Source organism: Paenibacillus sp. 19GGS1-52, assembly GCF_022369515.1.
In the GTDB taxonomy this organism is placed as follows: Bacteria; Bacillota; Bacilli; order Paenibacillales; family Paenibacillaceae; genus Paenibacillus_AQ.
The window spans coordinates 4,293,357-4,307,154 of record NZ_CP059724.1; the positions used below are offsets into that span (position 1 = coordinate 4,293,357).

Genomic DNA, 13,798 nt, shown 5'->3' on the forward strand with positions numbered 1-13,798 from the left:
AATTAAAAATTTACTGCAAAACCCACTTAAAATAGCAGGCTTTGCGAGTAATTATCTCCTTCTAACAGGTCATACTCTACTAATCTGTAATCATCCAGCAAAGCCTGCTGTGCAGCAGTCAAATCAGATATAATACCGGAAGTACCGATTAGCACACTTTTACTTAATCCGGGAATCTCCGCCTTCACTTTCTCCAGGAGCTTGTAGTATGCAGGCAATTTAAGTCCTGTCATTTGAAACACTGTAGGTCCAATATAGGCAGGACTCATCGTACCGAGGGATTGCTTGCCAATATCATAATTAGCCATATAGAGCAGTTTCGTTTCATGCTTCTGTCTTGGGTTGCTGTCCCAGCCTGCTTGTGTGTATATTCCTGCTGACAATGCTGGCAGATGATCGCCCCAGAAGACAACAAGAGTTGGCCGCTGAATCGTCTTGAGCTGCTCGCTTAGATAGGACAATGCCCCATCCGTAAGCTTCGTATCCTGCACATAGGTTTCAAGCTCGTCTTTCTGCGCAGCCTGTACACCCTCGACTGAGATCGTATTTGGCCCATTCGGCCCTTTGACAAAGGGAAAATGATTCTGCATCGTAATCAAATGGAGAAACGTTGGCTGCTCTGAAGCCTTCAGCTCTTTTACTGCCTCCTGTACGGCAGACATATCGGAAATATATCCATTCGGTGTGATCCGTCCAGCATTCTGAAGGTCTTTCTGACTCGTAAAGCGATCAAATCCAAGGATTGGATAGACCCGATTGCGGTTATAAAACGTCTCATCAAAAGGATGAAGCGCCAGCGTCTGATAGCCCCGCTCTTTGAGGATGCTCACTATTGATGGCAGCGAAGACATTTTCACAATTCGTTGCTGATAGGGAATCGAACCGTCCTTCAAAAAATACATCGACAATCCCGTTATCGCCTCAAACTCAACGTTAGCCGTGTTTCCGCCAAATTCAGGGGATAGCAGAAATCCTGAGGGAGTTTCCTTCTCCTCCTGATGGATAAACGTTAGCGGGTCAGCACTCAATGTATAGGTCGGCAGACGTGTAGGATCAAAGAAGGCTTCATCCATCATATACATTATGTTCGGCTGCTCCGTTGTTTGGTAGCTAGCGGCGATATCTGGCAGCGCACTATATTTCTCGGCAATTTTCGTTATAGCTTCCCGACTGTAACCCTCTGGTTTCTCCATCAGATTCTGCTTCAGGTTACCTGTAAAAGCAAACACAAATCCGTTCTGAGTATAGTTTACCTTTTGATTCCAAAAGATATTCTGATACTGAATAGAAGAGGCAAGTGTATATTGGCCTCCGACCATCAAGATAAAACCGGTAACCATGGCCAAGGACAGCGTTGTAAAAAAGATCCGCAGCGGCAGCCGGATTTTGATCTTTGGAAGGATAGTTAGGAGGTGAGTCAGTCCGGCAATCACAATAAGGGACAGTATAACCGCCACCGGTGATACCATTCCTTGGGTGATTCGAAGCATCTCTCCGGTATTCTTGACCAACATTAAATCCCAGGGAAATAGAGGTTCACCTGTCGTGATCAGCTTCTTATAATCGGTAATGCCCAGCAGAACACAAGCCAGAACTGTAACCAGTGGACCCGTATATATATTAGGCAGAAGCGCAGCAAATCCCAGTAGAACGAAGAAGAAGAATAGACTGCCAAACAAATATAACCAGTAGAACTCTGAAATCCAGTTAAAAACACTCCATACATTCATATCGAATGAGGCGGCCTGCAAGAAGAAGTTTAACAGAAATCCGCTAAACAGCAGGGTAAGCAGTAATAACCCCAAACGCTTGTTACGAAATAAATGACCCACCTATAATCCTCTCCAATCTTTTCTAAACGACTAGTATACGCCTTATTCCTTAAAAGAACATTAAAAAAGGGATGCAGAAATAAGCTCTGCCCCCCAACTTTGTCATGTAATTATCTTATTCAGCCTTCAAAACTATTTCACGTATATCCGTGCGCGTTCTTCCCAATATTCTCCAGGCTGCAGACTGAACAATCCGATATCCTCTGCCGGAAGATCTACGTTTGGCGCGTTCACCAGGTTAATCTGCGGTTCAGGACAGAAGAAGCCCTCTGTTGCACCGTTGTTCCAGATCATCCACTGTTTGTAGGAGGTTCCCACATCATAGACAAGGGTTACACCCGCCTTGCTGTCGGTCAGTTCCATCCGGTTACGACCATTCTGAGGTACTGCAGTATAATGGTTGTCCATAGCTCCATAAAAAGGATTAACGCCTTCACCCTGCAACTGTAATTCTTCCGGCTGCAGCTCTTGGAAAGCTCCGGTAGGCAACATCCGATCATTCAGTTCCCAGCGTTCACCAATTGTACATTTCACGCGATAGTCCTGAGCAGTGCTCCCCGGTGCGAAAGGGGCGTTCACTGCCGTATGGAAAGCTAGCAAGCAAGGCATCACGTCGTCTCCATCATTGTGCACCAGCAATTGTTGGGACAATCCACCTGCTCCAAGGCTATAACGCAGCTTAACTGTATATTTGTGTGGCAGAAAAGCGTAGGACGGATGATGCTCATCCACTTTAATGGATACGGTTACGAAGCTTTCGGTAAGGCCGCTGCCAAACTCTTCAACCTCCCAAGCCGCTGTATGTAAGAAACCGTGCAGATGGTTGCCCGTTGCCACTTCATTTACCGGGAACTGATAGGTTTGTCCATTCCAAGGAAATTTGCCATCCTCATAACGGTTTGGAGGGAATAATACAGGAATACCATGAATGCCCGGACTTGCTTTGAAGGCTTCCATCCCCTCTGCCTCAGGCTCGTGCAGGAAACGGTAACCGTTTTCGGTATCGCGGAAGCAAATCAGATTGCCGCCGATGCCTGGCAGTATCGCTGCCTCGTAGCGTCCGGCTTTTAGCCAGATCGCGGCTTCCCCTTCATATTGTCCTTTAAATGCTGTAATCGTCATAATATAGTCATTCTCCCTTCAACAACTCAAAATAACTCTCCACTTGATAGATTACCACATCTTCCCCAGTGGCAACATGGCATTTTTACAACTGTTCCACTTCTACGCTCATTACATGCTCGATCTGCTTCACATCATAATAGATTTCCGTAGCATAATCCCGGTCAGGTGCAGACAGAACCATATCAATCATTTGTCTTCCATCATCCAGATCTTTAATCTTCATCCGACGGATCGAACGGGCTGGGCCTCTAGATTTTCTGTTCTCAGTCGTTTTACGTTTCTCAATTTTCTGAATGACCTCAGTCAGCACAAAATTAGCCTCCATAATAATTTTGACCGAAACCTCATGCTTATTCAACACCTGAGGACCAATCGAGCGGATCAGATGTGGCACCACATTCACCGCGAACATCAGCAGAATTACCGCATAAGCCGCTTCTACATAAAAGCCGGCGCCAATCGCTATCCCGATACCCGATGCTGTCCAGATCAGTGCGGCCGAGGTAAGACCGGAAATGGCATCTCCTCCTCTGCGCAGAATCACACCGGCACCCAGAAATCCGATTCCACTCACAATTTGTGCTGCCAGGCGCATAGGGTCCATATTAGGATGCTGCGAACCAAATTTATCATATGCATTTATCGAGACTATCGTCACGAGACAGCTTGCGATACTAATGACCATACTGGTCCGAATACCCAGCGGTTTTTGTTTAATCTGCCGATCTATACCGATGAACAGTCCGAACAGCATGGCCAAAAGTAATTTCATTAAAGATTCTACATGTAAATCCATTTTTTGGCCTCCTTTCCTCACAGATAATCAATTATAACGGAAAACTGTGGGAATGATTAGCTTATTTTTTCAAAGTCAGAGCGCAAACATTGAAATAAAACGGATTACTTCCTCATCGAATGCTTTCGCAGCCTGTTCGGCTGCGCCTAGCGATGTGGAAATAACCCGCTTCTTGTATAAAGATTATTATATGCAAACTCTCCGTGGATTAGAAATAGACGAAGTCACCCATGCAGCAGCGACTCTGCACCGTCACAATAAATTTCGGTTCCAGTAATATGATCCGAATCCTCGGAAGCCAGGAACAAAGCCAGCTTCGCCACCTGATCGGGACGTCCCGGTCCTTCCTCCAGTGGTTGTCCCCCCTTTGGAAATTCAACAGGGATCTGGACTTCCTTGAGATCCTCGGAAGGGTACGTATTATCATCGATGTTCGTTGTAATCGCGCCCGGACAGATCGCATTTACGCGAATTTTGTATTGAGCCAACTCCAAAGCCGCCATCTTCATAAAAGCAACCTGCCCCGCCTTGCTGGTACTGTAGGCAGAGAAGCCAATGTTTGAAAATACCCGATTCCCGTTAATGGAGCTGTTAATCAGAATACTGCCACCACTCGTTTTAAGATGCGGGATGGCATACTTCACGGTCGCAAAGGTCCCGCGCAGGTTGATGTGTATCGTCTGATCCCAGGCCTCGATATCCATGGTTTCAATCGGAGTCATGGCACCGTTAATACCTGCATTGGCAAAAACGATATCAAGTCTCCCCCATTGGGCAGCAGCCTGCTTTACGGCTGCTTCTACCTGCTGCGGTTCAGCAATGTCACACGCAATGACGACGGCTTGCCCACCTTCCTGTTCCACCTGCTGCCTTACCTTCTCCGCATGCTCCACAGTACGATCAAGCATAATTACCTTGGCACCATTTCTCGCGAATTCAAGTACCGTAGCCGACGATGGCAACCTTGTCCTTCAGCTTCTGATCCGCCATTTTGTAATATCCTCCTTCACGATATGCATGCTTTCCAGTTAAGTTCTTTCCTTAACCTTACCCTCGCATACGGAAAGATGAATCGCCTATTAACCGTAGAGATTACTCTTCGTCTGCAGCACCTGAGCCAGATAAGCCAGCGTCAGCCCTTGGCCCCAGCCTTGAATTCGTTTCTTTGGCACCTGCCGGTAGCCGTCAATATCATTCATAACCGCGGTTCCTGCAGAGACATCGGTAACGGTGCCGTCTTCCTTGATCTTTGACAAGATCCCTTGAAGCGCAAGGTTAGAATATTTGTTATACAAACGTCCCTGCATCAACACTGCGGTGGCAATACCTGCGGAAGCAGACGTTTCCAGATAAGAGGATTCATCATCCAGCACGGTATGCCACAAGCCTTCAGGTGATTGCAGACGAACGATCGCAGCCAGTTGATCGCGAAGCGAGCCTTCAATAATCATGAAGGAAGGATGGGTAACTTCGACCAAACGCAGAGCTTTCGCCATGGTTAGCGCAGCCCAGGAATTCCCGCGTGCCCAGTACATCCCGGACATATTGTTCTGATTCACATGATCCCAGCCGTGATAATACAGGTTTGTGTCCGGATTCTGCAGAAATTGCTCATGACCGTGGTATTGGGCCAGCCCATCCTCGATATATTCGCGATTATTCAGCACATAGCCGATACGCAGCAAATAATAACCAGCCATAAACATCGTATCCACCCACGCTTGCTGAGGAAATACATAACTAAGTGAGTTCACCGTATGCTGAAAAATCCCATGGGCAAACCGCTCAGCTTTACCGCGCAAGAATTCCGCCATTTCAATCGCTATATCCAAGTATTTCTGATCTCCAGTAGCTTCGTATAGAGTCAACAGACAATGTCCGATGGATACCCCGTTGACGGAAAGCTTCGGGAGTCCTTCGGCCAGATTCTCATCTACCCAAGTCTTCAGTGCGATGAGATACTCTTCCTTGCCTGTCGCTTCATAAGCTTCACATACGCCGTAAAAAGCTACACCGCCCGGCCAATCCCAGGAAAAATCCATACGCAGAGTACGGTCTACCACACGATCAATCGTTTTTTGAATTTGTTCTTCATCAAAGGTAAAAGCTGGCATGCTTCTTACACCTCTCTCTTAAAAATGAATACTACCGTGCTATTCTCCTTGCCGCAGATGGATCAACAGATCATGAAGTCTGGCTTCACGGATTCCTTCCACCACAAGCTCTGCCAGCAGACGTGCTCCTTTAATCTGAAAATGAGTATTATCCTGCACTCCAGCCGGGTGATTCATATATTCACCGGGATAGCTCCACATGAACAATTCCTTCGACTCTTCCGGACCATATTCTTCAAAAAGCTTGCGGCTCTTCTGCTCCAGATCAATCAGCGGCACCTGCTCCGTTTCGGCCAATTCCTTCATAGCACTCAGATAATCCCTATGACTGTCCACAATTTGGCCTGCCGAATTGAACCGTCTCCGGTGTACCGGTGTTACAAGCACCGGATACGCCCCTGCACTTCTGGCCGCTGACAGCAGCAGCCGCAGGTGCTCTTGATAGGTAGAAAAGGGCTGGGTATGCCGAGCTTCATCGCCCTTGGAATCGTTATGTCCAAACTGGATAAACAGGTAATCCCGCGGCCTGATATCTGCCGCAATCGCCTTTAAATGTCCTTCCTCGATAAAGCTCTTCGAGCTGCATCCTGATAACGCCCGATTATCTACCGCCACGCCAGCTTTGAAGCTTAGCGGCAGCAGTTGCCCCCAGCCTGCATAAGGGTAACCGGACTCTCCTTGATCTGTCACCGTGGAATCACCTGCCAAATACAGAACTAGAGCTTCAGTATCAGGTTGAATCTCCAATGCATTTATCCGCGGCGCAGAGCCGGAGAAAGACAGCCGCAGCTGCCCATCCCTAATCCTCAGCGAGAAGGATTCCCGCAACCATTGTCCGGCCGGAATATTTAATGGGTCCAGCACGAACTTCCCGTTTCCGGCGCGGATAACCGTGCTGGTATCTGCAAGAACGTCACCCAGAAACAATGTTATCCGGTAAATTCCATCTGGCAAATCCACAAGAAATACGGCATGGTGCGGAATGCAGAAATCATTCCGTAAAGAATCATCTCCTCCTCTAAAGCGTCCGAATACGGACGAATCCGTTGTGAAGCCATACCCCTGCTCCAAGGTATAACGCGTGTCCGGCTGTACTTTGGTATAGCCAGGCGTTGCAACCTCCAGACCAAAATCAAAAGAATAGGATTCCAAATTCAGCCGCACCTTTCTAAAGAAATTAGCCTTTCAAGCCACTGGTGCTGATTCCATCAACAATTTGCTTTTGGAAGATAAAGAAAATAATCATAACAGGCATTAAGCTGAGCACGGACATAGCGAACATCGGGCCCCAATTAGATACAGATTCACTGTCCAGGAACATTTTCAGTCCCATAGAAACCGTGTATTTGGAAGGGGAGTTCAGATAGAGTACCGGTCCGAGCAGATCCTCCCAACGCCAGTAGAAGGAGAAGATTGCTGCTGTCGCCATAGATGGACGGATCAGCGGAAGAATGATTTTGAAATATAGCCGGAATTTGCCACAACCGTCGATCGTAGCTGCTTCATCCAGTTCCAATGGAATAGTCCGAATGAACTGCAGCATCAGAAAGGTAAAGAAAGGTACGCCGAAGAATTGGGGAATAACGATCGGTCGAATACTATCCAACCAGTTCAGCTTTGTATAAATAATGTATTGCGGTACTAGTACAACATCCGAAGGAAGCATTAACGTCATCATCATCAGGCCGAACCATAATCCATGCCCTACGAACTTGTTACGGGCAAAACCGAAGGCCACCAGTGAAGAGGAAAAGACGGCTCCAAAAGAAGCTATTATCACAATCACAAATGAATTCTTTATGAAGACTCCGAATGAGTATCCTGCGACACCTTCCCAGCCTTTGGCGTAATTTCCCCAATCCCATGGATGAGGGAACAGCTGCTGAGCAGTAACCATTACTAGGCGGCTTTCTTTAAAGGAACTCATGATCATCCACAGAATCGGGTACAACATAACTATGGCGAGTCCTCCGATAAGAACATGGTACAGCGGCCATTTCATTTTTAATTTCGTCATGGATTATTTTCCACCTCCCGATTCGTAGAAGACCCATGATTTCGATGTCTTGAATAAGATACCTGTCATAATACCGATCAACAACAGCATGACCCAGGCCATTGCCGAAGCATATCCCATGTTATTGAACATGAAAGCCTGACGGAATAAATAGAGAGAATAGAGCATTGTCCCATCCATTGGACCGCCCTCACCCTTGGATATGATGTAGGCCGGCACAAAGGTCATAAAAGCGCTGATCGTCTGCATCACTAGGTTAAACAGGATTACTGAACTAAGCAAAGGCAGAGTGATCTTGAAGAACTTCCGGAAAAAGCTGGCCCCATCAACACTGGCCGCCTCATACATTTCGCCGGGAATATTCTTTAAGCCTGCCAGAAATATCAGCATGGAGGAGCCGAACTGCCATACGGACAACGTGATCAGCATAAACAGCGAAGCGCTTGGGTCACCGAACCAGCTTACCGGTCCAAGACCGAAGAAACTGAACAATCCGTTAATAATCCCGGTATCACTAAAAATATTACGCCACATGATCGAAACTGCGACACTGCCGCCAATAATGGAAGGCAGGTAATATACCGTGCGGTACGCACCAACCATCCGCGATTTCGTATTCAGAATCATCGCCACGAACAAGGCAAAGCCCAGTCTCAGTGGCACACCGATAAATACATAAAGAAAAGTTACCTTTAAGGAATGCAGATATTTGGGGTCATTCGTAAACATCTTGGTATAATTGTCCATCCCCACCCAGTGGGGCGGGGAGAACAGATTATACTTGGTGAAAGACAGATACAGCGATACAATCATTGGCACTAGTGTAAAGCAGAGAAAACCGATTACGAACGGACTAATAAAGGCATAGCCAGTCAGATTTTTTTTCAGCTTACTGGTTAGTGTGTTTTTCTTTTTATACATTATCGGACTCGTAGAAATAGGATTGCTAACAGCCAAGGTCCTCCATCTCCTTCTCTAATTTGCTTGAATCACAGTATGGCCAGCTGTTCTATTACCGACTCTCGAGAATGGCATTTGCTTCTTTGCGGAACTGAACGGCAGCGGCATCCGGCTTAATCTGTCCGAAATTCATCTGCTCAGCAAGGTCAGTCAGCAGCGCCACTACTTCAGGGGATCCCACTGGTGGACTCATCGGTGATGTTTTGGGTTCCATATCAGCTACGAACTGAAATACCTGCTTGCCGGAATCTGATAATTCAGTAGCCAATGATTCTTTGATTTTGCTGGAAATCGGTACGCCACGTTCGCCTTTGATCAACTTATTGGCTTCGACGTTGTTCGTCCAGAAGTCAACGAATTTGGCTGCTTCTTCTTTAGCCTTGGAGTTAGAAGTAATGGACCAGTACATACTAGGCTGCATATATAGACCTTTTTCCATATCCGGGCCAGGCATTTGCGCCAGCGCCATTGGACGGTTAACAGCAATTTGCAAGGCTACGTACTGATTCGACCATTGCCACATGCCTACGCCGGTTGATTTCACGACATCTGTTTCTTCAATAACTCCCTTGTTCTGGCTCAGTTTATCCTGACTTGGAACGGCTCCCGCTTCAATCAAACCAGATAACATTCCAAAAAAATCACTAAACAACGCATCATCTTCATACCCGAGTGCAGTTCCATCAGTGTTATACAATGACATCCCTTTAGTCCGCAGATAGTAATTGAAGAACACATCTGCAGCCATCGAAGTATCCATATACAAGCCTGCTGCTTTTGCTTTCAAGGCAATTTCCTTGTATTGATCCCAAGTCCAGTTCTCCGGTATGGAATCTACCCCTGCCTTCTTCAACAGTTCTGGATCATATTGAAAACCAAGCACGTTTACGCCAAGCGGAACGCCATACTGCTTGTCACCGATTTTACCAGTAGCCAGCACGTTCTCATTGACATCAGCAACCTGGATTTGTTTATTTAGATAAGGTGTCATATCTTCCAGTTGTCCATTAGATCCATATTGATTGATATAGGAAACATCCATTTGGACGATATCGGGAAGACGATTCGCAGCGGCCTGTGGAGCCAGCTTCTTCCAGTAATCATCAAACGATGCATACTCAGGTTCAATAGTTACATTCGGGTTGGCCGCTTCATACATGTCAATAACTTGCTGTGTATAAGAATGTCTTGTGTCCCCGCCCCACCAAGCGATGCGTAATGTCACTGGTTCAGCCGCACTTGTGGCCGCCGGTGCATTACTTGCAGCAGCATTGGTTGCAGCGTCAGTTGGAGCAGCGTTGTTGTTATTCCCACCACCACAACCGGACAGCATGGATAAAAGTATTGGGATTGCCAATAAAGCAGATCTTTTTTTCAATTTCAAATCTCCCCTTTTGGTGCAATTTTTAGAAAGGCTATTCTTTCACTGTTAGCGCTTCCATGTATAGAATCTTCTCAAATTATCAGTCATTGGTGAATACAAAAAACCGTTTTGTTTGTGCAATAATCAGTTCGATTGCGGTTTCATAAAGTCTGTTGGTGTCTGACCTGTCACTTTTTTGAAGACTTGACTGAAATACTGGGCATTGCCACCAAAGCCGAAAATTTCGGCCAACTCGAAGACTTTCACATCCCCACTGCGGATAATATGCTCTGATGCCTTAGTGATCCGATAATGCATAACGTAGTTAGAGAATTTCTCACCTGTCACCTTTTTGAATATTTTCCCCAGATAATCAGAGTTCATATACAGCATCTCAGCTGCAACGGAACCTAGTGACAGCTCCGAATTCTGGTAATCCTCGGCAATGATTCGCAGCATTTTATCCACGATCGACGATTGACGGGATATGAAATGGCGATCATAAATCGCCGTCAATTTGGCGGCCACTTGTTTGACATATACTTTAAGACCACACAATGTCCCAAGCTCTGCTAGTTCCACCATCCCTGCTGTGAAGGCACTTCTTTCCTCCGGAAGACACAATCTGATCATTGCGGAATACAGCTGCAGAACGTAGGAACGGGTCACATTCATATCGAATCGCTGTGCAGAAAGCACACCGAATAGTCGTTCCAGCTCGTGGTCTACCGCCTCTATGTCCCCAGCTTTGATTAGTTGGCAGATTTGCTCTTCCTCTAAATCGATCTCCTGCCCTCCATCCAGTTCATCAACAGGAATATCACTACCTGTAATCAGACTGCCTGCATCAAGATAGAAGCGATGATTCATACACTGCAAGGTCTGCCGATACAGCTTGCGTGAGTGGATCATCCGATCAGCGTCACTGACCGCAATGGTCACGTCTATTTTATAAAATTTGCAAAAGACCTCTCTTACTTCGCCAATACGTGTGAGCAGAGTGTCACTCTTGACTGTGTCTTCCTCATGCTCTAATAAAATCAGCAAATGGCTGCCGATCGTAGCACTCAGCAATACCTCCTGGAGCATATCCTGAGCAATATTTTGCAAGGCGAACAAATGCTCATATTCGTAGGAATCTTCAAGTCTGAACAGAATCAACCGGACAAACTTGCCGTTCAACTCAATGCCGAACAACTCCTGATAATACTCCAAATCATGGCTTCCATAGGTTTTATTAGAAATCCATTCCTTCAGGAATTGTTCCTTAACATGGGGAAGGACTTTGGTCAGACGCTGCTTCATACTGGCGACAAATAACTCTCGGCTATCCAGTTCCTCAAGCTCTTGTACCAGCTCTACCAGTGCTTCATGGATCTGATTCTCGTTACAGGGCTTTAGCAAGTAATGCTTGACTCCATGCTGCATGGCTGTTCTCGCATAATCAAAATCCTTATATCCGGTAAGCATAATGAATTTCACATCTGGAAAGCGCTCACTGCAGCGTTGCACCAAGCCCAAACCATCCAACCCGGGCATAGCAATATCTGTGATGACAATCTGCGGACGCAAGGATTCAATCTTCTCCAGTGCTTCAATGCCGTTTCGAGCGGTACCCACCAGCTCCACACCAGCTTTCCCCCAATCCACAACCTGAGACATACCCTCTAGTATTAGACGTTCATCATCAACGAGCAGCAATCTATACATCCTTAACCTCTCCTCTCAAATAGGGAATCCGTACATGAATTGTTGTTCCTCTACCGGATATACTTTCAATTCCCGTACCCCATTCCTGGCCGAAGACCAGCTGAATACGCTCCGTGATATTAGCCAGTCCAATCCCCTCGCCACGAGTCTCGATTCTGCCTTGTTGCAAGGCGCTGATAAACTCAGCCGTCATACCTGGCCCGTTATCACTTACCCGCAGATCCAATCCATGTTCTAGGAGCTCGACTGTAATTGAAATCGTACATGGCTCAATATTCGGTTCGAGCGCATAACGAATTGCATTCTCTATCAGCGGCTGTAGTGTCAGCTTCGGAATCATGGCATCCTGGAAACACTTAGGGATATCCATGTGAAAATCAAGCCTTTCCTCAAACCGTGTCTTCTGAATGGTGACATAGCTATGAACGATACTCAGTTCCTTTTCCAGCGTGATCAACGGATCTTTGAGACCAATGGAGCTGCGCAGCAAGTAGCCAAGTGCTTCCACCATCTCGGAAATTTTGGACTGTTTGTTCATTTTAGCCAGCCAGTTAATAGATTCAAGCGTATTGTACAGAAAATGCGGATTTATCTGTGCTTGCAGTGCTTTAAGCTCAGTCTCCCGAATAATAAGCTGCTTCGAATAATTCTCATCAATGAGCTCCCTAATCCGGCGGATCATCATTTTGAAGGTCCGGTTCAGCTGACTAACCTCATCCTGTGCCGTTTGTGAGACCATGCCGAGCGCCTGTTCCTCCAGATTATCCAGATCGCCCATTTCGATCTTCCTCATTCGGTCTGTCAGCTTTGAGATTGGACGCACGATACTACGGGCGAACCGATAACCCAGTAGCAATCCCAGCAGTAAAAGACAAGCAAATATTATAACTACCAGCCTTTTGACTAAAGAAATTTGCTGAAACATTCCGTTAAAAGGAGTGGCGTTAATGTAAGTCCAATCCATATAAGATGATTTAGTCTTAGCTAAGAAATAAGTCCCGCTGTCATAGCTTGCTGTACGATAAGCCTCAGGGCGTTCTATCTCCCTTGCCAGCTCCTGCGGCAGAAGTATCGATTTTTCAGGATAAATGGCTAACCCAGTTAGTGTGTCGGCAACAATTAGCTGCCCTTTGCTCGTTGTTGATTCGGTATTGTCTGCGATAATTCGATCAATGCGGATGCGTATGACAAGTGTCCCGAGATTATCCAGGGTAAAGGTTGAACCCGTATAAGACTTGATCTGCCGGACAGCCAACAAGGAGTTTTTGGTGCCTTGGTTGTACCATACATTACTGCCGCCGGCTTCCATTGCCAGTGGCTTCAGCTGGTCCTGAAGGGATTGCGACACTCCCTCGCGATTGCCAGCCGTCATTACCCCATCACCGGCATCCATGAGCATCATAGAATAGACATATTTCTCCGCACCGGCAAAAGCCACCAATCGGTTGATGATCTTATTATTTAGTACCTGTCTTTCATAAGGTTGAGGATTGTTACGCAACTGGCGCAGGCATTGCTGAATCTGTTCATCAGACACTACCGTAAAGGATAGCTGCTCCAATTCCCGCAGTTCACTTTCAATGCTGATTGATGACATCCCTAGTACCTCTGATGCCTTCTCGTAAATCTGCTGATCGTATATTCGGTATACATACTGAAGGACAGTTAGGGAGATAAAAAAGGAAAGTAACAATAAGAAACAGATCAGCATTATCATTTTATTAAATATTCCCGAATTATTGTAAGCGCTCTTATTTCTGCGTATCATCAGCATTACCACTCTTCTTTCTAGGAGGATTGAATACTGCTTTAATTATTAATTATTTCACTTTAACATAATTCAGTATAGAGTTTTGTGAAATTAAGCACCAAAAAGGCTTG

General features: G+C 46.2%; 11 protein-coding genes. All 11 read right to left on the minus strand.

What is annotated here, in order from left to right; all coding sequences use genetic code 11:
- Nucleotides 1-26: 26 nt before the first annotated feature.
- The 11 genes from H1230_RS20065 to H1230_RS20115 all read right to left on the minus strand — a co-directional run bounded on the left by H1230_RS20065 (nucleotide 27) and on the right by H1230_RS20115 (nucleotide 13,685).
- Nucleotides 27-1,832, minus strand: coding sequence for an LTA synthase family protein (locus H1230_RS20065; protein ID WP_239711678.1), 1,806 nt, complete (start codon nucleotides 1,830-1,832; stop codon nucleotides 27-29).
- A gap of 132 nt (nucleotides 1,833-1,964) precedes the next feature.
- Complete coding sequence (locus tag H1230_RS20070) at nucleotides 1,965-2,954, minus strand: aldose 1-epimerase (RefSeq protein WP_239711679.1); 990 nt, start codon at nucleotides 2,952-2,954, stop codon at nucleotides 1,965-1,967.
- Nucleotides 2,955-3,039: 85 nt separating this feature from the next.
- Entirely contained in the window at nucleotides 3,040-3,753 is a 714-nt protein-coding gene (locus H1230_RS20075; RefSeq protein WP_239711680.1) for an MgtC/SapB family protein, read from the minus strand.
- A 224-nt stretch (nucleotides 3,754-3,977) separates the two neighbouring features.
- Nucleotides 3,978-4,661, minus strand: a complete 684-nt coding sequence (locus H1230_RS20080) for an SDR family oxidoreductase (RefSeq protein WP_481857182.1) — start codon at nucleotides 4,659-4,661, stop codon at nucleotides 3,978-3,980.
- A gap of 171 nt (nucleotides 4,662-4,832) precedes the next feature.
- Nucleotides 4,833-5,867 carry a glycoside hydrolase family 88/105 protein gene (locus tag H1230_RS20085; RefSeq protein ID WP_239711681.1) on the minus strand — a complete coding sequence of 345 codons (1,035 nt, stop codon included), beginning with the start codon at nucleotides 5,865-5,867 and terminating at the stop codon, nucleotides 4,833-4,835.
- A gap of 39 nt (nucleotides 5,868-5,906) precedes the next feature.
- The gene (locus H1230_RS20090) at nucleotides 5,907-7,019 is read right to left on the minus strand and encodes a rhamnogalacturonan acetylesterase (protein ID WP_239711682.1); all 1,113 of its coding nucleotides are present in this window, start codon (nucleotides 7,017-7,019) and stop codon (nucleotides 5,907-5,909) included.
- 25 nt (nucleotides 7,020-7,044) lie between these two features.
- On the minus strand, nucleotides 7,045-7,884 hold the full coding sequence (locus tag H1230_RS20095) for a carbohydrate ABC transporter permease (RefSeq protein WP_239711683.1): 840 nt from the start codon (nucleotides 7,882-7,884) through the stop codon (nucleotides 7,045-7,047).
- Nucleotides 7,885-7,887: 3 nt separating this feature from the next.
- Nucleotides 7,888-8,805: a carbohydrate ABC transporter permease gene (locus H1230_RS20100; RefSeq protein WP_239711684.1), complete on the minus strand. Its 918-nt coding sequence runs from the start codon at nucleotides 8,803-8,805 to the stop codon at nucleotides 7,888-7,890.
- A gap of 91 nt (nucleotides 8,806-8,896) precedes the next feature.
- Complete coding sequence (locus H1230_RS20105) at nucleotides 8,897-10,222, minus strand: ABC transporter substrate-binding protein (RefSeq protein WP_481857084.1); 1,326 nt, start codon at nucleotides 10,220-10,222, stop codon at nucleotides 8,897-8,899.
- 129 nt (nucleotides 10,223-10,351) lie between these two features.
- Nucleotides 10,352-11,917, minus strand: a complete 1,566-nt coding sequence (locus tag H1230_RS20110; RefSeq protein WP_239711685.1) for a response regulator transcription factor — start codon at nucleotides 11,915-11,917, stop codon at nucleotides 10,352-10,354.
- On the minus strand, nucleotides 11,910-13,685 hold the full coding sequence (locus H1230_RS20115) for a sensor histidine kinase (protein WP_239711686.1): 1,776 nt from the start codon (nucleotides 13,683-13,685) through the stop codon (nucleotides 11,910-11,912). Before H1230_RS20115 ends, H1230_RS20110 begins: the two co-directional genes overlap by 8 nt.
- Nucleotides 13,686-13,798 lie beyond the last annotated feature (113 nt).

What these genes read in the sequence shown, in the direction of transcription:
- H1230_RS20080 (WP_481857182.1), bottom strand. Translation starts at nt 4,661, where the DNA reads ATGCTTGATCGTACTGTGGAGCATGCGGAGAAGGTAAGGCAGCAGGTG.
- H1230_RS20095 (WP_239711683.1), bottom strand. Translation starts at nt 7,884, where the DNA reads ATGACGAAATTAAAAATGAAATGGCCGCTGTACCATGTTCTTATCGGA.
- H1230_RS20085 (WP_239711681.1), bottom strand. Translation starts at nt 5,867, where the DNA reads ATGCCAGCTTTTACCTTTGATGAAGAACAAATTCAAAAAACGATTGAT.
- H1230_RS20070 (WP_239711679.1), bottom strand. Translation starts at nt 2,954, where the DNA reads ATGACGATTACAGCATTTAAAGGACAATATGAAGGGGAAGCCGCGATC.
- H1230_RS20115 (WP_239711686.1), bottom strand. Translation starts at nt 13,685, where the DNA reads ATGATACGCAGAAATAAGAGCGCTTACAATAATTCGGGAATATTTAAT.
- H1230_RS20110 (WP_239711685.1), bottom strand. Translation starts at nt 11,917, where the DNA reads ATGTATAGATTGCTGCTCGTTGATGATGAACGTCTAATACTAGAGGGT.
- H1230_RS20100 (WP_239711684.1), bottom strand. Translation starts at nt 8,805, where the DNA reads ATGTATAAAAAGAAAAACACACTAACCAGTAAGCTGAAAAAAAATCTG.
- H1230_RS20075 (WP_239711680.1), bottom strand. Translation starts at nt 3,753, where the DNA reads ATGGATTTACATGTAGAATCTTTAATGAAATTACTTTTGGCCATGCTG.